The 20,373-nt window shown below is 70.7% G+C and carries 19 protein-coding genes and 1 tRNA gene; 13 read left to right on the top strand and 7 right to left on the bottom strand.

The window, feature by feature from the left end:
* Positions 1-287: 287 nt before the first annotated feature.
* From paaA to CCN51_RS00685, 6 genes are all read left to right on the top strand, one after another.
* A complete protein-coding gene (gene paaA, locus CCN51_RS00710) occupies positions 288-1,238 on the top strand; it encodes a 1,2-phenylacetyl-CoA epoxidase subunit PaaA (RefSeq protein WP_043487259.1) in 951 nt (316 codons plus the stop codon).
* Positions 1,235-1,531 (top strand): 1,2-phenylacetyl-CoA epoxidase subunit PaaB, encoded by a 297-nt coding sequence (gene paaB / locus CCN51_RS00705; protein ID WP_014178005.1) that lies wholly within the window; start codon positions 1,235-1,237, stop codon positions 1,529-1,531. The genes paaA and paaB overlap by 4 nt, the downstream gene beginning before the upstream one ends.
* Positions 1,528-2,229, top strand: a complete 702-nt coding sequence (gene paaC, locus CCN51_RS00700) for a 1,2-phenylacetyl-CoA epoxidase subunit PaaC (RefSeq protein WP_014178004.1) — start codon at positions 1,528-1,530, stop codon at positions 2,227-2,229. Before paaB ends, paaC begins: the two co-directional genes overlap by 4 nt.
* The gene (gene paaD / locus CCN51_RS00695) at positions 2,223-2,726 is read left to right on the top strand and encodes a 1,2-phenylacetyl-CoA epoxidase subunit PaaD (protein ID WP_014178003.1); all 504 of its coding nucleotides are present in this window, start codon (positions 2,223-2,225) and stop codon (positions 2,724-2,726) included. The genes paaC and paaD overlap by 7 nt, the downstream gene beginning before the upstream one ends.
* The gene (locus CCN51_RS00690; protein WP_014178002.1) at positions 2,726-3,835 is read left to right on the top strand and encodes a 2Fe-2S iron-sulfur cluster-binding protein; all 1,110 of its coding nucleotides are present in this window, start codon (positions 2,726-2,728) and stop codon (positions 3,833-3,835) included. The genes paaD and CCN51_RS00690 overlap by 1 nt, the downstream gene beginning before the upstream one ends.
* A gap of 132 nt (positions 3,836-3,967) precedes the next feature.
* Entirely contained in the window at positions 3,968-5,134 is a 1,167-nt protein-coding gene (locus CCN51_RS00685; RefSeq protein ID WP_014178001.1) for an acyl-CoA dehydrogenase family protein, read from the top strand.
* Between the two features lie 41 nt (positions 5,135-5,175).
* On the opposite strand, the gene CCN51_RS00680 is transcribed toward CCN51_RS00685, so the two are convergent.
* The 4 genes from CCN51_RS00680 to CCN51_RS00665 form a co-directional block, all read right to left on the bottom strand.
* A complete protein-coding gene (locus CCN51_RS00680) occupies positions 5,176-5,529 on the bottom strand; it encodes a rhodanese-like domain-containing protein (protein ID WP_014178000.1) in 354 nt (117 codons plus the stop codon).
* A gap of 42 nt (positions 5,530-5,571) precedes the next feature.
* Entirely contained in the window at positions 5,572-6,531 is a 960-nt protein-coding gene (locus tag CCN51_RS00675) for a J domain-containing protein (protein WP_405383018.1), read from the bottom strand.
* Between the two features lie 41 nt (positions 6,532-6,572).
* Positions 6,573-8,012: a DUF2252 domain-containing protein gene (locus CCN51_RS00670; RefSeq protein WP_014177998.1), complete on the bottom strand. Its 1,440-nt coding sequence runs from the start codon at positions 8,010-8,012 to the stop codon at positions 6,573-6,575.
* A gap of 248 nt (positions 8,013-8,260) precedes the next feature.
* The gene (locus CCN51_RS00665) at positions 8,261-8,626 is read right to left on the bottom strand and encodes a winged helix-turn-helix transcriptional regulator (RefSeq protein ID WP_043487258.1); all 366 of its coding nucleotides are present in this window, start codon (positions 8,624-8,626) and stop codon (positions 8,261-8,263) included.
* 154 nt (positions 8,627-8,780) lie between these two features.
* On the opposite strand from CCN51_RS00665, the gene CCN51_RS00660 reads away from it, so the two are divergent.
* Positions 8,781-9,434, top strand: a complete 654-nt coding sequence (locus CCN51_RS00660) for an FMN-dependent NADH-azoreductase (RefSeq protein ID WP_014177996.1) — start codon at positions 8,781-8,783, stop codon at positions 9,432-9,434.
* Positions 9,435-9,731: 297 nt separating this feature from the next.
* Here CCN51_RS00660 and CCN51_RS00655 read toward each other — a convergent pair.
* Positions 9,732-9,818: transfer RNA gene (locus tag CCN51_RS00655), tRNA-Leu, on the bottom strand.
* 325 nt (positions 9,819-10,143) lie between these two features.
* Here CCN51_RS00655 and CCN51_RS00650 point away from each other — a divergent pair.
* The 6 genes from CCN51_RS00650 (at position 10,144) to pknB (ending at position 18,316) form a co-directional block, all read left to right on the top strand.
* Complete coding sequence (locus CCN51_RS00650; protein ID WP_014177995.1) at positions 10,144-10,974, top strand: FHA domain-containing protein; 831 nt, start codon at positions 10,144-10,146, stop codon at positions 10,972-10,974.
* A 10-nt stretch (positions 10,975-10,984) separates the two neighbouring features.
* On the top strand, positions 10,985-11,509 hold the full coding sequence (locus tag CCN51_RS00645) for an FHA domain-containing protein FhaB/FipA (RefSeq protein ID WP_014177994.1): 525 nt from the start codon (positions 10,985-10,987) through the stop codon (positions 11,507-11,509).
* 75 nt (positions 11,510-11,584) lie between these two features.
* Positions 11,585-13,204 carry a PP2C family protein-serine/threonine phosphatase gene (locus tag CCN51_RS00640; protein WP_043490860.1) on the top strand — a complete coding sequence of 540 codons (1,620 nt, stop codon included), beginning with the start codon at positions 11,585-11,587 and terminating at the stop codon, positions 13,202-13,204.
* A 22-nt stretch (positions 13,205-13,226) separates the two neighbouring features.
* Positions 13,227-14,651, top strand: a complete 1,425-nt coding sequence (locus CCN51_RS00635; protein ID WP_014177992.1) for an FtsW/RodA/SpoVE family cell cycle protein — start codon at positions 13,227-13,229, stop codon at positions 14,649-14,651.
* A complete protein-coding gene (locus tag CCN51_RS00630; protein ID WP_014177991.1) occupies positions 14,648-16,117 on the top strand; it encodes a penicillin-binding transpeptidase domain-containing protein in 1,470 nt (489 codons plus the stop codon). The genes CCN51_RS00635 and CCN51_RS00630 overlap by 4 nt, the downstream gene beginning before the upstream one ends.
* 168 nt (positions 16,118-16,285) lie before the next feature.
* Entirely contained in the window at positions 16,286-18,316 is a 2,031-nt protein-coding gene (gene pknB, locus CCN51_RS00620) for a Stk1 family PASTA domain-containing Ser/Thr kinase (protein WP_014177990.1), read from the top strand.
* 101 nt (positions 18,317-18,417) lie between these two features.
* Here the strand turns inward: pknB and CCN51_RS00615 are convergent, their stop codons facing one another.
* The gene (locus tag CCN51_RS00615) at positions 18,418-19,158 is read right to left on the bottom strand and encodes a class E sortase (RefSeq protein ID WP_014177989.1); all 741 of its coding nucleotides are present in this window, start codon (positions 19,156-19,158) and stop codon (positions 18,418-18,420) included.
* A 75-nt stretch (positions 19,159-19,233) separates the two neighbouring features.
* The coding region (locus CCN51_RS00610; RefSeq protein WP_245881554.1) for a class E sortase at positions 19,234-20,373 on the bottom strand (1,140 nt) is incomplete at its 5' end.

The raw sequence follows: 20,373 nt of genomic DNA, 5'->3' as shown, positions 1-20,373 counted from the left end.
CCCCTTCCTCCCCCTTATCCCCTTCCTTCGCGATTTGCCCCATCTCCGCCATTCCCGCCCCGATCCCGTGGTCTCCGGCCGCGCGCCGCGCGCCGTACTCTCCGCGCCTTCCGCGCTCTCCGCGGCCCTTACGCCCCGGAACGGTACCGATGAGCGCGCGCAGGGCACAGCGCCCCGGAGTTATCCACAGGCTTGACACCCCACGTTCCCCCGGCACACCATTGAACCGAACGATCGGTCGGTCGGGCGCGGGCGGCAGCCCGGTGGGGACGGCGAAGGGGCTTCGCATGACGACGATGGCGGCTGACGCGGAGGCGTATCAGACGGTGTTCGACGCCGCCCTGGCCGCGGACGAGCGCATCGAGCCCCGCGACTGGATGCCCGACGAATACCGCGCCTCGCTGGTGAGACAGATGGCCCAGCACGCGCACTCCGAGATCATCGGCATGCAGCCGGAGGCCAACTGGATCAGCCGGGCGCCCTCGCTGCGCCGCAAGGCCATCCTCATGGCCAAGGTCCAGGACGAGGCGGGACACGGCCTGTATCTCTACAGCGCCGCCGAGACCCTGGGCACCAGCCGCGACGAGCTGCTCGACAAGCTCCACTCCGGCCGCCAGAAGTACTCCTCGATCTTCAACTACCCCACGCTCACCTGGGCCGACGTGGGCGTCATCGGCTGGCTGGTGGACGGCGCCGCGATCACCAACCAGGTGCCGCTGTGCCGCTGCTCCTATGGGCCGTACGCCCGGGCGATGGTCCGGATCTGCAAGGAGGAGTCCTTCCACCAGCGCCAGGGGTTCGAACTGCTGCTGGCCCTGAGCCGGGGCACCGAGGCGCAGCGCGCGATGGCGCAGGACGCCGTGGACCGCTGGTGGTGGCCCTCGCTGATGATGTTCGGCCCGCCGGACGAGGCATCGGCCCACTCCGCCCAGTCCATGGCCTGGAAGATCAAGCGCCATTCGAACGACGAGCTCCGCCAGCGCTTCGTCGACATCTGCGTCCCGCAGGCCGAAGCGCTCGGCCTGACCCTCCCCGACCCCGACCTGCGGTGGAACGAGGACCGGGGCCACTACGACTTCGGGCCGATCGACTGGGAGGAGTTCCGCCAAGTGCTCCGGGGAAACGGGCCGTGCAACACCCAGCGCATCTCCCAGCGGCGGCGGGCCCATGAGGAAGGCGCCTGGGTGCGCGAGGCGGCCGCGGCGTATGCGGCCAAGCACGGAGAGGCCGGAGCATGAGCAGCGGCACCAGCGGTGAGTGGCCCCTGTGGGAAGTGTTCGTGCGCGGCAGGCGCGGCCTGTCCCACACCCACGCCGGCAGCCTGCACGCACCGGACGCCGAGATGGCCCTGCGCAGCGCCCGCGATCTGTACACGCGCCGCTCCGAGGGCGTCTCCATCTGGGTCGTGCCGTCCAACCGGATCACCGCCTCCTCGCCGGACGAGAAGGACCCGTTCTTCGAGCCGGCCGCCGACAAGCCCTACCGCCATCCGACCTTCTACGAGATCCCCGAGGGGGTGCGGCACCTGTGACCGCCGCACTCGCCCTCGGCGACGACGCTCTGGTGCTCTCCCACCGGCTGGGGGAGTGGGCCGGGCACGCCCCGGTGCTGGAGGAGGAGGTCGCCCTCGCCAATATCGCCCTGGACCTGCTCGGGCAGGCGCGGGTGCTGCTCTCCCTGGTGGGCGACGAGGACGAACTGGCCTATCTGCGGGAGGAGCGCGCCTTCCGCAATGTCCAGCTCGTCGAGCAGCCCAACGGCGACTTCGCCCACACCATCGCCCGCCAGCTGTACTTCTCCACCTACCAGCAGCAGCTGTACGACCGGCTGGCGCGCGGCGACGGCCCCTTCGCCCCGCTGGCCGCCAAGGCGGTCAAGGAGGTCGCCTACCACCGCGACCACGCCGAGCACTGGACCCTGCGGCTGGGCGACGGCACCGCCGAGAGCCATGAGCGGATGCGGCGCGGCCTGGAGGCGCTGTGGCGGTTCACCGGCGAGCTGTTCGAGCCGGTCGAGGGGTGCGAGGTGGACTGGACCGCCCTGCACGACGAGTGGCTGGCGCGGATCACGGCCGTGCTGGACCGGGCCACCCTGACCGTGCCCGAGGGCCCGCGGCGCGGCGCCTGGGCGGCCGGCGCCGGGCGGCAGGGCGTCCACACCGAGCCGTTCGGCCGGATGCTGGCCGAAATGCAGCATCTGCACCGCAGCCATCCGGGGGCGTCATGGTGACGCCCGCGCCCGCGACCCCGCTCGAGACCCGGCTGCGCGAGCTGGCGGGTGCCGTGCCGGACCCGGAGCTGCCCATGGTGAGCCTGGCCGAGCTCGGTGTGCTGCGCGCGCTGCGCGTCATGGCGCCGGGCCGGGTCGAGGTCGAGCTGACCCCCACCTACACCGGCTGTCCCGCGCTGGAGTCGATGGCTGCGGACGTCGAGCAGGTGCTGCACGACCACGGCATACCCGAGGTGACGGTCCGCACCGTCCTCTCCCCGCCCTGGTCGACGGACGAGATCAGCGCGGAAGGCCGCCGCAAGCTGGCCGAGTCCGGCATCGCACCGCCCGGCCCCCGCGCCGCGGGCGGGCCGGTCGCCGTCGACCTGACGGTGCGCTGCCCGCACTGCGGATCGGCCGACACCAAGCTGCTCAGCCGCTTCTCCTCCACCTCCTGCAAGGCGCTGCGCCGCTGCGAGACCTGCCGCGAACCCTTCGACCACTTCAAGGAGTTGTGATGGCCGCCGAAGGCGTGGCGGCGCCCGTGCCCCGCCATGGCGCCTTCCATCCACTGCGGGTGATCGCGGTCGACCGGCTCACCGACGACTCGGTGGCCGTCACCCTCCAGGTCCCGCCCACACTGCGCGAGACCTTCCGTTTCTCTCCGGGGCAGCACATCGCGGTGCGGCGGTTCGCCGACGGCGCTCAGATACGGCGGACCTACTCGATCTGCACACCGGCCCCGGCGCCCGAGGGACCCTCGGCCCTACGGGTAGGGGTGCGGCTGGTCGAGGGCGGCGAGTTCTCCACGTATGCCCTCAAGGAGCTGACGGTCGGCGAGGTCATGGAGGTGATGGCCCCGGCCGGCCGGTTCGTACTGGACCCCAGACCCGGCCACTTCGCCGCCGTGGTCGGCGGCAGCGGCATCACCCCCGTTCTGTCCATCGCCTCGACGCTGCTCGCCCGCGAGCCCGAGGCCCGCTTCTCCTTGATCCGCGGTGACCGCACCACCGCCTCCACGATGTTCCTGGAGGAGGTCGCCGATCTGAAGGACCGCTGGCCCGGCCGGTTCCAGCTGGTGAGCGTCCTCTCCCGGGAGGAGCGGCAGGCCGGGCCGGTCTCCGGGCGGCTCGACGAGGAGCGGCTGACCGGGCTGCTGCCGGCACTGCTGCCGGTGGAGTCGGTGGACGGCTGGTTCCTGTGCGGGCCGTACGGGATGGTGCGCGGCGCCGAGCGGGCGCTGCGCACCCTCGGGGTCGCCCGCCGCCGCATCCACCAGGAGATCTTCCATGTGGACGCCGGGGACAGCGAGGCCGTCCCCACGGGGCCGAGCCCGACCGCGGCCCCGTCCCGCTCCATGGTGACGGCGACCCTGGACGGCCGGTCGGGCACCTGGCCGGTGCGCGAGGGCGAATCGCTGCTGGAGGCCGTGGAGCGCAACCGCCCGGACGCGCCATACGCCTGCAAGGGCGGAGTCTGCGGAACCTGCCGGGCGTTCCTGGTATCGGGCGAGGTGCGGATGGACCGGAACTTCGCGCTGGAGCCGGACGAGGTGGCCGCCGGATATGTGCTGTCCTGTCAGTCACGCCCGGTCGACGAGCGCGTGGAGCTGGACTTCGACCGCTGAACCACCACAGCCCGGCCCGACGGGGTGCTCGGCATCCCCGACGGGGCGCGCATGCACGGGCGTTCCCTTCTTGTAGAACCTGTTCTATCTTGACGGGCCGTCAGACCAAGCCATGGCGCGGGAGGACGGACAGTGGACTTCACCTTCACCGAGGAACAGCAGGCGGCCGCCGAGGCAGCGAAGGCGGTCTTCTCCGCCGCCTCGCCGGACGGGGTGCCAAGCCCCGCGCTCACGCCCGGCGCCGTCGCCGACGACCTCGACCGCCGGCTGTGGGGCAAGGCCGCCGACGCCGATCTGCTCGGACTCCTCCTGGACCCTCGGTACGGCGGGGCCGGACTGGACCCCATCGCCCTGTGCCTGGTGCTGCGCGAGGCCGGCCGGGTCCTCGCCCGTGTGCCGCTGCTGGAGTCCACCGCGGCCGCGCTCGCCGTCCAGCGGTACGGCGGGGAGGAGCTGCGCTCCGCCGTGCTGCCCGGCGCCGGCCGGGGCGAGCTCGTACTGACCGTCGCGCCCCACGGCCGCACCGGCCACGACGCGGCCGAACTCGCCGTACAGGCCCGCCAAAACGGTGGCGCGGGCGGCGACGGCTTCTGGGTCCTCGACGGCGCTCAGACCGCCGTGCCCTGGGCCCACAGCGCCGACCGCATCCTCATCCCCGCCCACACCGAAGCCGGCCAGGCGCTTCTCGCACTCGTCCCCCGCGACCTCACCGGCGTCACCCTCAGCCCACAGATCTCCACCAGCGGCGAGCGGCTTGCCGAGATCCGCCTGGACTCCGTACGGCTGGACGGCTCCGAGGTGCTGACGGCGGACGGCGCCTGGGAGTGGCTGCGCCATCTCCTCACCACCGGCACCTGCGCGCTCGCACTGGGCCTCGGCGAAGCGGTACTCGCCCTGACCAGCTCCTACACCAGCAAGCGCGAGCAGTTCGGCTTCCCGCTCGCCACCTTCCAAGCGGTCGCCGTCCAGGCCGCCGACCGCTATATCGATCTGCGCGCGATGGAGGCCACGCTCTGGCAGGCCGCCTGGCGGCTGGCCACCGACCGCGAAGGTGCACCGGCCGCACCCGGGGCGCTGCCCGTCGCGGGGGACGTCGCCGTGGCCAAAATCTGGGCCGCGGACGGGGTGCGCCGCGTCGTCCAGACCGCACAGCACCTGCACGGCGGCTTCGGCGCGGCGACCGACTATCCGCTGCACCGCTATCACGCCTGGGCCAAACAGCTGGAGCTGTCCCTCGGCCCCGCCGCCGCCCACGAGGAGGCGCTGGGCAACCTCCTCGCCGCCCACCCGCTCGGCTAGCACAAACGGCTGGTCCACAGGGGCCCTGTCCGGGCGCCTGATCAGAGCACAAAGGCCCCGTCGGCCGCGGCGGTCTGCCCGCTCACCAGCGGGCGGCCCGCCGCCTGCCAGGCGAGCATGCCGCCGTCCACATTGACCGCGTCCAGACCCTGGGCGACCAGATACTGCGTCACCTGCGCCGACCGCCCGCCGACCCGGCACACCACATGCACCCGTCCGCCGTCGCCCAGCGTTTCGGTCAGCTCGCCGAACCGGGCCACGATCTGCCCCATGGGGATATGCAGGGCGCCCTCGGCGTGCCCTGCGGCCCACTCGTCGTCCTCCCGCACATCCAGCAGGAACCCATCGGCCGGCACCGCCGCGACCTCCACCTCGGGAAGCGGGGCAAATCCCATCACATACACCTCTCACACGACCTGGCAGCTGAGGGAAACCTACTACCGCACGAGCTCCGCCAGCTGATTCTCCTTCTCGGCGACCTTGGCCAACAGCTGCTCGGCGATCTCGTCGAGCAACCCGTCGGGGTCCTCCGGCGCCATCTTGATCATCGCGCCGATCGCGCCGGACTCCAGCTCGGCGGCGACCTGGGCCAGCATCTCCTTCCGCTCGGCCAGCCACTCCAGCCGGGCGTACAGCTCCTCGCTCCGGCTCCACCGGCGCTCGGGCGGCGGCGGACCGGCCGCCCACTCCTCGGCCAGCGCCTTCAGCCGCTCCTCGTCCCCAGCCGCGTACGCCGCGTTGACCCGCACGATGAACTCGCCGCGCCGCTCCCGCTCGGCTCCGTCCTCCGCCAGGTCCGGATGCGCCTTGCGGGCCAGCTCCCGGTAGATGCGGCGCGCCTCCTCGCTCGGCCGCACCCGCGGCGGCGGCTGCACCGGCCGCTCGGTGAGCATGGCGGCCCCCTCGGGCGACAGCCCGTCGGAGTCGAGCCAGCCGTGGAACAGCTCCTCGACCTTCGGCATCGGCAGCACCAGCCCCCGCGCCTCCCGCGCCTTGCGGATGTCCTCAGGGTCGCCCGTACGCGCCGCCACCGCCTCGGCGATCAGCGCGTCCAGCTCGTCGAGGCGGGAGTACATGGGCCCGAGCCGCTGGTGGTGCAGCCGGGAGAAGTTCTCCACCTCGATGCGGAAGGTCTCCACCGCGATCTCGAACTCGATCAGCGCCTGCTCCGCGGCCCGCACGGCCCGCTCAAGCCGCGCGGTGGCTTCTGTCTCCGCCTCCGCGTCGGCCTCCGCACGCACCTGCGCGTCCGCGTCCGACGGCACACCCGCCGTCGCCTCCGACGGATCCTCTGATCGGGCTTCGGGCCGGGTGTGTGATCGCTCCTGCGATTCAGCCTGGGGCTCTGCCTCCGGCACCGGCTGCCGGGCCTGCTGCTGCGCTTCCGGGTTCGTCACCCGCTCAGCCTACGTCCGGCAGCAATCGGGCCGGGGGGGTGTCACACCCCCAACTCGGCCGCTATCCGCCCGCCCCGCACGGCGGCGAGAAGCCGCGCATGGTCCTCCTCCGTGCGGTCCGCGTACGCCACCGCGAACTCGGCGACCGCCTCGTCCAGCTCATCCCCCTTTCCGCAGTACCCCGACAGCAGCCGCGGGTCCACGCTGTGCGCATGCGCCCGCGCCAGCAGCGCGCCCGTCATCCGCCCGTAGTCATCCAGCTGGTCGGCCGCCAGCGCCACCGGGTCCACGCTCCCCTTCCGGTTGCGGAACTGCCGCACCTGATAGGGGCGCCCCTGGACCGTGGCCCAGCCCAGCAAGATGTCGCTGACCACCTGCATCCGCTTCTGGCCGAGCACCACCCGCCGCCCCTCATGCGCGACGGCAGGCACCTCGAAGCCGGCCTGCCGCACATACGGCAGCAGCGCGGACGGCCGCGCCTCCTTGATCTGCAGCACCATAGGCTCACCCCGGTGGTCGAGCAGCAGCACCACATACGACCGCGTCCCCACGCTTCCGGTGCCCACCACCCGGAACGCCACGTCGTGCACCGCATAACGGGCCAGCAGCGGCAGCCGGTCCTCCGGCAGCGTGCCCAGATACTCGCCCAGCGCCGCCGCCACGGCCGCCGCCTCCGCGTCCGGCACCCGCCGCAGCACCGGCGGCGCATCCACGAAGCGCCGCGCCATCGGTCGCCCGGACGGATTCTCCCCGTCCGGCACGGCCTCCGTCGACCTGGCGGCGAACCGCGCGCTCGTGTTCCGCCGGGCCTTCTCCGAGACCCGCTGCAACGTGCCGGCCAGGTCCTTGGCATCCGCGTGCGAGACCAACTCCTCGTCCGCGATCGCGTTCCACGCGTCGGCGGCGGGCAGCTTCGACAGCAGCCGCAGCGTGCGTCGGTAGGAGCCCACCGTGTCATGAGCCGCCGCCCGGCAGGTGTCCTCGTCCGCGCCCGCCTCCCGCCCGGCCAGCACCAGTGAGGCGGCAAGCCGCTTCACATCCCACTCCCACGGGCCGTGGATGGTCTCGTCGAAGTCATTGAGATCGATGACCAGGCTGCCGCGGGCGTCCCCGTACAGACCGAAGTTGGCGCCATGCGCGTCCCCACAGAGCTGCGCGCCGACGCCCGTCACCGGCGTGGCCGCCAGATCGTGGCCCATCAGCCCGGCCGCCCCGCGCAGAAAGGAGAAGGGGGAGGCAGCCATCCGCCCGACCCGGATCGGAGTGAGCTCCGGCAGCCGCCCGGCGTTGGACCGCTCGACCGCCTCCACCGCGTCCGGCCGCCCCGCGCCCCGCGGCAGCTCGCGGTGGGCCGAGCGGGGCACCCGCTCCCGCAGCGCCTTCCCTTCCTGCCGGGCCGCGCCGCTCCCCGGCCACTGGGCGAACCCCGGGACATGCGGCAGCCGCCGCACCGCCTCCTCGTCGCGCCCGCCGTCCGTCATCACGCGCCCCCCGTTCAACACGCCCCCCATTTCCCCGCCGGCACAAGCACCGGCCATGTCGCAGATATCGCAGACGTCGAAGACAACGAGACCGGCAACCAGACCGGCAACCGGCCCCGGACGCAGGCCCGAAGACTTCGACTGCCACGACCGTACAACCCGCCGCGAAAACCCGTCACGGCCTGTGGATAACCTCGCCGACCGCCGCGAACGCCCTGCTCAGAACCCGCGCAGAAGGTGAGGGCCGGCTACGGGCACCCCTCGTCCTCGGCCATGTACCGCTCCGCCCACCGAGCCAGCTCGCTCAGGGCGGGCTCCAGCGCCCTGCCGCTCTCCGTCAGCCGGTAGGTGACCCGCAGCGGCGGCCCCGCATCGACCTCCCGCAGCGCCAGCCCCGCCGCCACCAGCTCCGTGAGCCGGTCGGTCAGCATGCGCTCGCTGATCTTCGGGATGGCCCGCCGCAGCTCGGCGAAGTACGCGGGCTGCGTCATCAGCACGGTCACGATGAGCCCGGTCCACCGTTTGCCGAGCAGCTCGAAGACGCGGGTCATCGTCCCGTCGACCTTCCTGCACGTCTTCTCGTCGTGCTCTGCGCGCCCGCCACCACCCGCCATGGAGCACAGCGTACTGCCACTCCAGTAGCTACTGCGGAAAAGTAAGCTCCTATGCTATTCATAGCTACGTAGAAATTTTTCGCGCTCATCGCCGGGCCGGCCACCAGGCCACCAAGCCACCCCGGCGCCGAGCCCCCGTTATCGGAAGGTCCTCATGCCCACGCTTCTGCACATCGACAGCTCCCTCTTCCCTGCCGACGCCTCCGCCTCCCGCGCCGTCACGGCCACCTTCCGCAAGGAGTGGGAGGCCCAGCACCCCGACGGCACGGTCATCTACCGCGATCTGGCCGCCGAGCCCCTGCCGCACCTGGACGGCCTCGCCGCCGCCGCGGGCTTCACGCCCGCCGAGCAGCGCACGCCGGAGCTCGAGGCCGCCTTCGCCCTGCGGGACACCCTTGCCTCCGAGCTGGAGCGGGCCGATGCGGTCGTGATCGGCGCCCCGATGTACAACTTCACGATCCCCTCCTCCCTCAAGGCCTGGCTGGACCACGTGATCATCGCGGGCCGTACGTCGATGGCCCAGCCGTCCACCGTGGCGGGCACCCCGACGGTCGTCGTCGCCAGCCGTGGCGGCGGCTACGGCCCCGGCACCCCCCGCGAGAGCTTTGAATTCGTCCTCAACTACCTGGGCAAGGCGCTGACCGAAATGCTCTCCCTGGACGTCGAGTTCATCGTCCCGGAGCTGACTCTGGCCCGTACCAACCCGGCCATGGCCGATCTGGTCGACCTCTCCGACGCCTCCAAGGCGAAGGCCCACGAGGAGGCGGCCGCCAAGGCCAAGACCGTCACCGCCCGCCTCGCCGCCTGACACATACCGGGTACCGCACCGCTACCCCAACACCCGTCGGCCCCGGCCCAACTGCCGGCGGGTCCCCAGGGCCTCCCCCGCCCCCTGGCGCCGCCACGCGCCGCGAGGACTGCGACAGCGCGCACCGGGGGAGGCCTCACTCATGAACCCCCCGGCCCACCGCCGTGACCTGCGGCACAGGGGAAGAGACACGCCAAAACCCGCACGCCGAAACCCACCCGCCCGAAACAGCGCACCCAAACGCGAAGCGGGCCCCTCCGGCGCGACTTTCGTCACACAGGAGAGGCCCGCTCCGACTGGTGCGCGAGGGGGGAGTTGAACCCCCACGCCCTTTCGGGCACTGGAACCTGAATCCAGCGCGTCTGCCTATTCCGCCACCCGCGCATGGGTGCTGTCGACCGAATCACCGCCGACTTTCCGAACCGATCCTTCCGGTTTGGTTGGTCTGGGCGGTGCGCCTTCCGACATCCAGAACATTAGCACGCCGTCCAGGGTGGATTCACACGCGTTACCGACGCCCCAGCACCCGCCCGACCGGATAGCGACCCGGTTGCGGGACACTGTCATGAAGGCACCTCTACGATCCCTGTGAGAGGTGACACTGCTCCGCAGGGCCAGGAAGGGGAACCACCCGATTTCCCGACGCGTGGATACGATCAGTAAGCAGTATGAGGACGACACTGAGCACGACTGAGGAAGGAGGTGCCCCGTGGGAGTACTGAAGCGCTTCGAGCAGCGTCTCGAGGGTCTCGTGAACGGCACCTTCGCCAAGGTGTTCAAGTCAGAGGTCCAGCCCGTCGAGATCGCGGGCGCGCTCCAGCGTGAGTGCGACAACAACGCCAGCATCTGGAACCGCGACCGGACCGTCGTCCCCAACGACTTCATCGTCGAACTGAGCACACCCGACTACGAGCGGCTGAGCCCGTACTCGGGCCAGCTCGGCGATGAGCTCGCGGGCATGGTGCGCGACTACGCCAAGCAGCAGCGCTACACGTTCATGGGCGGCATCAAGGTCCATCTGCAGAAGGCCGACGACCTCGACACCGGCCTGTACCGCGTGCGCAGCCGCACCCTGGCGTCCAGCGAGTCCCAGAGCCCGCAAGGGGGCCGCGGCCCCGCCGCACCCCAGCAGCGGCCCGGCGGCTACGGCTACCCCCCGCAGCCCGCGGGCGCACCCCCCATGCCCCCCGCGCCGCCGTCCGGCGCCCGCTCCGCGCCCCGCGCGGGCGGTCCCGGCGTCGGTGCGCAGTCGCACGGGCAGACCCGCCGGTGGATCGAGATCAACGGCACCCGCCACCAGATCTCCCGGCCCACCCTGGTCCTGGGCCGGAGCACCGACGCCGACGTACGGATCGACGACCCCGGGGTCTCGCGCAGACACTGCGAGATCCGGGTCGGAACGCCCTCGACCGTCCAGGATCTGGGGTCGACCAACGGCATCGTGGTAGACGGACAGCACACCACACGCGCTACGCTCCGCGACGGCTCGCGCATCGTCGTGGGCAGCACCACCATCGTTTACCGGCAAGCCGAAGGGTGAAGCGGGGGCAATGTCAGAGCTGACCCTCACGGTCATGCGGTTGGGTTTCCTCGCCGTACTGTGGCTGTTCGTCATCGTGGCCGTCCAGGTCATCCGTAGCGACCTGTTCGGGACCCGCGTGACCCAGCGCGGTTCGGCCCGGCGCGGCGCCCCCGACCGGCCGCAGCAGCAGCGGCAGGCGACGCCTCCGCCCCAGCGCCAGCAGCCGGCCGGCCGGGGCGGCGGTCGCGGCCGCCGCGGCGCCCCGACCAAGCTGGTCGTCTCCGAGGGCACCCTCGCGGGCACCACGGTCGCCCTCCAGGGGCAGACCATCAGCCTCGGCCGGGCCCATGACTCGACCATCGTGCTGGACGACGACTACGCCTCCAGCCGGCATGCCAGGATCTACCCGGACCGCGACGGCCAGTGGATCGTCGAGGACCTCGGGTCCACCAACGGCACGTATCTCGACCGGACCCGACTCACCACACCGACACCGATTCCGCTGGGCGCGCCGATCCGTATCGGCAAGACCGTCATCGAGCTGCGGAAGTAGTACGACCATGACGACCGGAGGGTGGGCAGCGTGGTTGGCAAGGGGCTGTACCCGGAGCCGACGGGCGAGGTGCGCATGAGTCTGTCACTGCGTTTCGCCGCCGGATCGCACAAAGGCATGATCCGGGAGGGCAACGAGGACTCCGGCTATGCCGGCCCCCGGCTGCTCGCCATCGCCGACGGCATGGGCGGCCAGGCCGCCGGTGAGGTCGCCAGCTCGGAAGTGATCTCCACTCTCGTCCAGCTCGACGACGACGTCCCGGGCTCGGACATCCTGACCTCCCTGGGCAGCGCCGTACAGCGTGCCAATGATCAGCTGCGCATGATGGTCGAGGAGGACCCGCAGCTGGAGGGCATGGGCACCACGCTCACCGCCCTGCTGTGGACCGGCCAGCGGCTCGGCCTCGTCCACGTCGGCGACTCGCGCGCGTATCTGCTGCGCGACGGCGTGCTCACCCAGATCACCCAGGACCACACCTGGGTGCAGCGCCTCGTCGACGAGGGCCGCATCACGGAGGAGGAGGCGGGCACCCACCCGCAGCGCTCCCTGCTGATGCGCGCCCTGGGCAGCGGCGACCACGTCGAGCCCGATCTGTCCATCCGGGAGGTCCGGGCCGGGGACCGCTATCTGATCTGCTCCGACGGCCTGTCCGGCGTGGTCAGCCACCAGACCCTCGAGGACACCCTCGCCAGCTACCACGGCCCGCACGAGACCATTCAGGAGCTCATCCAGCTCGCGCTGCGCGGCGGCGGCCCCGACAACATCACCTGCATCGTCGCCGACGTCCTCGACGTCGACGGCAGCGACACCCTCGCCGGGCAGCTCAACGACACCCCCGTCATCGTGGGCGCGGTCGCCGAGAACCAGACGTCCCTCGGGGACGGCGGCGCCGCGCACACCCCCGCAGGCCGCGCCGCGGAGCTCGGGCGCAACCGGGGGATGGCGCCGGGGGAGGCCCAGGGGGGCTTCGGCCCGCCGGGGAGCGGCGACCCGTCGCTCGGCGGCCCGCCCGAGGGCAGCTACGGGGCGTACGCGGACGGCGACTTCGCCAAGAAGGGCGGCCGCAAGAAGTGGATCAAGCGGTCGCTGTACATCGCGCTGGGCCTCGCCGTGGTCGGCGGCGGCCTCTACGGCGGTTACCGCTGGACGCAGACGCAGTACTACGTGGGCGCCAACGGCGACCATGTGGCCATCTACCAGGGCATCAGCCAGGACCTCGCCTGGATCAAGCTCAACAAGGTCCATGAGGACCACCGTGAGATCGAACTCAAGTACCTCCCGGTGGACCAGCGCAGCCGGGTCGAGGACACCATCGTGGTCGGCAGCCTCAACCAGGCCAAGGACAAGACCAAGGACCTGGCCACCCTCGCCAGCGCCTGCAAGAAGTCGGATGCGCAGCGCCAGGCCGAGGAGAAGCAGCAGGACCTCATCAACGGCAAGAACAAGGACAAGGCAGGCGGTTCCTCCGGCGGCAAGGCCCAGACCGACAACGAGCTGACGACGCGCGCGGGCGAGGCCACGACGCCGCCGGCGCCGGGACAGTCGCAGCAGCCGAATACGAACGACAAGGACACGAAGTCGCCGTCGTCCACGCCTTCGTCGAAGCCCTCGTCCAGCGCCACGCCCAAGCCCGGCCCCACCCTCTCCGAGGAAGAACAGAAGTTGGTCCCACAGTGCAGCAGTGCCCAGCAGTGAAGCCGTAGGGGGCCGTCGATCCATGAGCAGCACCAGCAATACGACCACCATCAGCACGATCGGCCCGCCGAGCAGACGCAACACCGAGCTCGCGCTGCTGGTCTTCGCGGTGATCGTCCCGGTCTTCGCGTACGCCAACGCGGGCCTGGCCCTCAGCGATGAGCTGCCCTCGGGCATGCTCAGTTACGGTCTGGGTCTCGGCCTGCTCGCCGGAGTCGGGCACCTGGTGGTGCGTAAGTTCGCCCCCTACGCCGATCCGCTGCTGCTGCCGATCGCGACCCTGCTCAACGGCCTCGGCCTGGTGATCATCTGGCGTCTGGACCAGTCCCGGCGGCTGGCCCAGCAGGCCAAGAACGCCGACCGGGTCTTCTCGGCCGCGGCCCCCAACCAGCTGATCTACTCGGCGATGGCCGTGGCGCTGTTCGTGGGCGTGCTGATCTTCCTCAAGGACCACCGGATCCTCCAGCGCTACACCTACATCTCCATGGTCGGCGCGCTGATCCTGCTGATCCTCCCGGTCTTCTTCCCGCCGGTCTTCGGCGCCCGGATCTGGGTCCGGGTCGGCAGCTTCTCCATTCAGCCCGCCGAGTTCGCGAAGATCATCATCGCGGTGTTCTTCTCCGGCTACCTGATGGTCAAGCGGGACGCCCTGGCCCTGGCCAGCCGCCGCGTCATGGGCCTGTACCTGCCGCGCGGCCGCGACCTGGGCCCGATCCTCGTCGTCTGGGCGATGAGCATCCTCATCCTCGTCTTCGAGACCGACCTGGGCACCTCGCTGCTGTTCTTCGGCATGTTCGTCGTCATGCTGTACGTGGCCACCGAGCGCACCAGCTGGATCGTCTTCGGTCTGCTGATGTCGGCGGCCGGCGCGGTCGGCGTCGCGTCCTTCGAACCGCACGTCAAGGTGCGTGTGATGGCGTGGCTGCACCCCTTCGCCGTCTACCAGGAACACCCCCCGAGCTGGGCCACCACTGAACAGATCGCCCAGGCCCTGATGTCCTTCGGCTCCGGCGGCGTCTTCGGTACCGGCCTCGGCCAGGGCGCCTCCGACCTCATCGGCTTCGCCGCCAACTCCGACTTCATCCTCGCCACCATCGGCGAGGAGCTGGGCCTGGCCGGCACCATGGCGATCCTGCTGCTGTACGGCCTGATCGTGGAGCGCGGCATGCGCACCGCCCTCGCCGCCCGCGACCCGTTCGGCAAGCTGTTGTCCATCGGCTTGTCCGCGGCCTTCGCCATCCAGGTCTTCGTCGTCGCCGGCGGTGTGATGGGCCTGATCCCGCTGACCGGTATGACCATGCCGTTCGTCGCCTACGGCGGTTCGTCCGTGCTCGCCAACTGGGCGCTCATCGCGATCCTCATCAGGATCAGCGACACCGCCCGCCGCCCGGCGCCGGCCCCCGCCCCGTCCACCGACGCCGAGATGACCCAGGTGGTCCGACCGTGAACAAGCCCCTGCGCCGAATCGCGATCTTCTGCGGACTCCTCGTCTTCGCCCTGCTGCTGCGGGACAACTGGATCCAGTACGTCCAGGCCGACCAGCTCAAGAACCACAAGAAGAACCTCCGCGTCGACATCGCCCGCTACAGCCAGCCGCGCGGCAACATCATCGTCGACGGCCGGGCGATCACCGGGTCCGCCGAGACCAACGGCATCAACTACAAGTACAAGCGCACCTACAAGAACGGCGAGATGTGGGCGCCGGTCACCGGCTTCGCCTCGCAGGTCTACGGCACCAACCAGATCGAGAACCTCGAGGACGGCATCCTCACCGGCGACGACGACCGCCTCTTCTTCAACCGGACCATCGACATGCTCACCGGTAAGGAGAAGACGGGCGGTGACGTCGTCACCACCCTGAACGCCAAGGCGCAGGAAGCGGCGTTCAAGGGCCTGGGCAACAAGAAGGGCGCCGTCGCCGCGATCGACCCGCGCACCGGCAAGATCCTGGCGCTCGCCAGCACCCCCAGCTACGACCCCTCCACCATCGCCGGGGCCAGCGACAAGGACGCGGCCGCCTGGAAGGCGCTCCAGAAGAAGTACAACCCGGACGACCCGATGCTCAACCGGGCGCTGCGGCAGACCTACCCGCCGGGCTCCACCTTCAAGGTCGTCACGGCGGCCGCGGCGCTGGAGAACGGCCTGTACAAGGACGTCGACGACCCCACCAATTCGCCGCTGCCGTGGATCATGCCGGGCACCACCAAGCCCTTGCCGAACGAGGGAAGCATCCCCTGCAAGAACGCCAGCCTCCGCGTCGCCCTGCGCTACTCCTGCAACACCGTCTTCGGCAAGATCGGTGCTGACCTCAAAGAGGACAAGATGCGCGAGGAGGCCGAGAAGTTCGGCTTCAACAGCGAGGTGTTCACCCCCGTCCGCGCCGACAAGAGCGTCTACCCCCAGGACATGGAGCCGTCGTCCAACGCCATGTCCGCCATCGGCCAGTTCGACACCCGCGCCACCCCGCTGCAGATGGCCATGGTCGCCGCCGCGGTCGCCAATGACGGCAAGCTCATGAAGCCGTACATGGTCAGCGGGCTGCGCGCCCCGAACCTGAGCTTCATCGAGCAGGCCGAGCCCGAGCAGATGAGCGAGCCGCTCTCCGAGGACAACGCCCACAAGCTGCAGGACATCATGGAGACGGTGGTCCAGGTCGGCACCGGAACCGCCGCCAGGATCCCGGGCGTCACGGTCGGCGGCAAGACCGGTACCGCCCAGCACGGCGTCGCCAACAGCAAGAACCCCTACGCGTGGTTCATCTCCTACGCCAAGGGCAAGGACGGCTCCTCGCCGGTCGCGGTCGCGGTCGTCGTCGAGGGCTCGGACACCGTCCGCGACGACATCGCCGGCGGCAAGCTCGCCGCGCCGATCGCCAAGGACGTGATGAAGGCGGTGCTCGCCGGCGAGAAGTGACCCCGGTCACGTCCTGGTGCCGATCCCGCACGTCGCCGTACCGGTCACGTATCAAGTAGCGACCGAGGCCGGGTCCGGCACGGCGTCCCGGGTACGGTATGCCCGAGCAGCACACCGCCGGGCCCCCACGGGTGCGGCCGGGAATGACGGAAGAGGGCTGGAGTAGCTATGGAAGAGCCGCGTCGCCTCGGCGGCCGGTATGAGCTGGGCTCTGTGCTCGGCCGCGGCGGCATGGCCGAGGTCTACCTCGCGCATGACACCCGCCTCGGCCGCACTGTCGCCGTGAAGACGCTCCGGGTGGATCTGGCCCGCGACCCGTCCTTCCAGGCCCGGTTCCGCCGAGAGGCCCAGTCGGCCGCCTCGCTCAACCACCCCGCGATCGTCGCGGTCTACGACACCGGCGAGGACTACGTCGACGGGGTCTCGATCCCCTACATCGTGATGGAGTACGTCGACGGATCCACCCTGCGGGAGCTGCTGCACTCCGGCAGAAAGCTGCTCCCCGAGCGGTCCCTGGAGATGACCGTCGGGATTCTCCAAGCTCTGGAGTACTCGCACCGCAACGGCATCGTCCACCGCGACATCAAGCCGGCGAACGTCATGCTCACCAGGAACGGCCAGGTCAAGGTGATGGACTTCGGCATCGCCCGGGCCATGGGCGACGCCGGCATGACCATGACGCAGACAGCGGCCGTGATCGGCACCGCCCAGTACCTCTCCCCCGAGCAGGCCAAGGGCGAGACCGTGGACGCGCGCAGCGACCTCTACTCCACCGGCTGTCTGCTGTACGAGCTGCTGACCGTGCGCCCGCCGTTCATCGGCGACTCGCCGGTCGCCGTCGCCTATCAGCACGTACGGGAGGAGCCGCAGCCGCCGAGCACGTTCGATCCGGAGATCACCCCGGAGATGGACGCGATCGTTCTGCGGGCCCTGGTCAAGGACCCGGACTACCGCTACCAGTCCGCCGACGAGATGCGCGCCGACATCGAGGCGGCCCTGGAGGGCCAGCCCGTCGCCGCCACCGCCGCGCTGAGCGCGGTCGGCTACGGCGGCGAGGACCAGCCCACGACCATGCTGCGATCGCAGGACGTCGGCGCGCAGACCTCGATGCTGCCGCCGATGCGCGACGACGACGGGGGCTTCGGCTACGACGAGCGCCCCGACCGCAGGCGCGGACCCGAGAAGAAGAGCAATCTCTCGACGATCCTGCTGGTCCTGGCCGGGATCCTGGTGCTGGTCGGAGCGATCTTCATCGGCAAGGCGATCTTCAGTGGCGACAAAGTCGGCGATAAGGTCGATGTGCCGCGCATGGTCGGTATGACGCTCGCCGAAGCCAAGGAGACCGCCAACAACGGCCACTTCAAGGTCGCGGTGACCGGCAGCCCCATCTTCTGCGACGACGCCAAGAAGAACACGGTCTGCAAGCAGAGCGCGGTGGGCGAAAACGCCATCGAGCGCGACACCGGCACGGTCGAGCTGACCATGTCCAAGGGCCCCAAGCCCGCCGAGAAGGTCGAAGTCCCCGACGTCATCAACGTGCAGTACGAGAGCGCCAAGGAGCAGCTCGAGGCCAAGGGCTTCAAGGTCACCCAGAAGACCGAGGAGTCCGACCAGACCCCTGGCAAGGTCACCGACCAGGACCCCAAGGGCGGCGAGAAGGTCGCACCGGGCACCGAGATCACCCTGACCGTCGCCCGGGCGCAGTCGAAGGTCACCGTCCCTGACGTCACCACCAAGAAGCTCGCGGACGCCACGTCGACGCTCGAGGACCTGGGTCTGAAGGTGCAGACCACGGAGGTCGAGAACGCCGACGTCGAGGCGGGCACGGTCATCAGCCAGAATCCCCAGCCCAACGAGCAGGTCCTGCCCAACACGACCGTCACCCTGACCGTCGCCAAGGCCCCCGCGCAGCAGCAGAACGTCGCGGTGCCCCAGCTGCGCGGCCAGAAGCTCAAGGACGCCAAGAAGGCCCTCGAGGCCGTCGGCCTCACCGTCGGCACCGTCTCCGGATCGCAGAACGAGAACTCCACGGTGCTGTTCTCCGACCCGACGGAGGGCAGCCAGGTGCCCAAGGGCCAGATCGTCAATCTGACCACCTTCGACAGTGGCCAGGGCGACAACGGGGGCGGTGACGGCGGCGGGGGCGGCGACGGCGGCACCATCCCGTTCGGCGGCCCCTCCGGCGGGCCCGCCACATAGCGCGTCCGCACAGCGCGTCAGCGAGAAGCCCCGGCGCCCGGGAATCGGGCGGCCGGGGCTTCTCCGCGTCTGTGTCCAGAGGTTTCGGGACTGGCGGGCGGTTAACGCAGCTCCTTGGGCGGCGTACGGTCCGCGTCGACCTTCTCCGTACGCTCCAGCTCGCCCCACACGATGTAGCGGTGGCGCGAGGTGTAGACCGGTGTGCACGTCGAGAGCGTGATGTAGCGGCCCGGCTTCGTCTTCCCCGACTCCTTGGGGACCGGGCTGAGCACCCGCACGTTGTACTTCGAGGTCTCGGACAGCTCCGCGTAGACCTTGTAGACGTACCAGACGTCCCGGGTCTCGAAGACGATCGCGTCACCCTTGTCCAGCTTGTCGATGTTGTGGAACTTGGCGCCGTGCCCGTCCCGGTGCGCGGCCAGGGTGAAGTTGCCCTTCTTGTCCCACGGCATCGCCGACTTCACCGGCTTGGTGTAGTAGCCGGCGACGCCGTCGTTGAGCGTCTCCGTCGACGTGCCCTTCTTGACCAGCACCTCGCCGTTGTGCATCGCCGGCACATGCAGAAAGCCGATGCCGTCCTTGGTGTCGAGCCGGCCGGGCCCCTCCTGCTGCGCCCACTGCCGGCGCACCCGGTCGCCCTGCTTCTTCGCCTCGCGGTCGGCCAGCACATTCGTCCACCACAGGGAGTAGACGACGAAGAGGGCGAGGAGCACCCCCACGGTGATCAGCAGCTCGCCCAGAATGCCGACGGCCGCGGCTATCCGCCCCCGGCGGGGGCGGCCCTGCCGCGCGGGCGCGGTGGGCAGCTCGCCCGGCCGCTCGTCTTGGTCGGTCCGTGCCACCGCGTCGTACCCCTTTTCCCGGTCGTCCCGGTCTTTCTGACTGCCCGGTTGTTCTGGCTTCCCGGCCGCGCTCGCTCACTGGACCAGCGCGTCCGGCTTGCCCTTGCTCCGAGGCCGCTCGTCGACCATCTTGCCCCAGACGATCATGCGGTATTTGCTGGTGAACTCGGGGGTGCAGGTCGTCAGGGTGATGTAGCGGCCCGGTTTCGTAAAGCCCGAGCCGGGCGGCACCGGACCGATCACACCCGTGTTCGAGGGCTGGGTCTGCGGCAGGATGCTGGTCATCTCGTAGGTGAAGAACGCGTTCTGCGTCTCCACGACGATCTTGTCGCCGGGCTTGAGGTGATTGATGTACCGGAACGGCTCACCGTGGGTGTTGCGGTGCCCGGCCAGCGCGAAGTTGCCCTTCTTGTCCCACGGCATCGCGGTCTTCAGCTTGCCGCTGCCGTAGTGGCCGACCATGCCGTGGTCGAGGACCTTCTGCTTGCTGATCCCTTCGGCGATCGGGGCCTTGACGTCCAGCTTGGGGATGTAGAGGATCGCGAAGCCCTCGCCGGGCGAGAACGTACCGGGATCGCGGTTCGCCCCGCCCTCCCGATCCCACTTCTTCTGGAGGCTGTTCGCGGCGCCGTTCGCCTGCTGATGGGCCAGGATGTTGGTCCACCACAGCTGGTAGGTCACGAAGAGCAGCATCAGCACGCCGACCGTGATGAACAGCTCACCGACGACACGGCTCACGATGACGGCCGGGCTGTCCTTACGCGCCCGGGCGGCGCGCTTGGCCTCCATACGGGTACGGGGCTTCGCCGTCTGCGGCCCGCTCCCGGCCGAGGCGGCGGCGCCCGTATCGTCGCCCGCGCCGCCCGCCCCGCCGCGCGCGCCCCGTCTGCCGCCGCCGCGCCTGGCCGCCGCCTGAGCGGCGCGCCTGCGGGCGGCCCGGCCCCCGGGCGGCGGCTCCTGCTGGCCGTCCGCGACATCCGCCTCGGCGGGGTCGGCCCCGACCTTCCGCAGCAGCACCGTCTCGTCGTCGCCCGGAGGGGGAGCGGCGGCCTTGGGGCCGTCGGCCGTCCCCGCCCGGACCGCGCGCAGCGCCACGGTCTCGTCGTCGCGCGCCGCCCGTCGCCCGACCGGCGCCTGTCCGCCTGGCGTTTGCCCGGTCGGCGGCTGCGCCGGAGCCCCCGTCTCGGACACCCGCGGCAGCACGGCCGTCGCGTC

This window comes from Streptomyces milbemycinicus, from assembly GCF_002154605.1.
In the GTDB taxonomy this organism is placed as follows: domain Bacteria; phylum Actinomycetota; class Actinomycetes; order Streptomycetales; family Streptomycetaceae; genus Streptomyces; species Streptomyces milbemycinicus.
The sequence above is the reverse complement of the archived record's forward strand: the minus strand, read 5'-3'. Positions and strand labels throughout refer to the sequence as shown.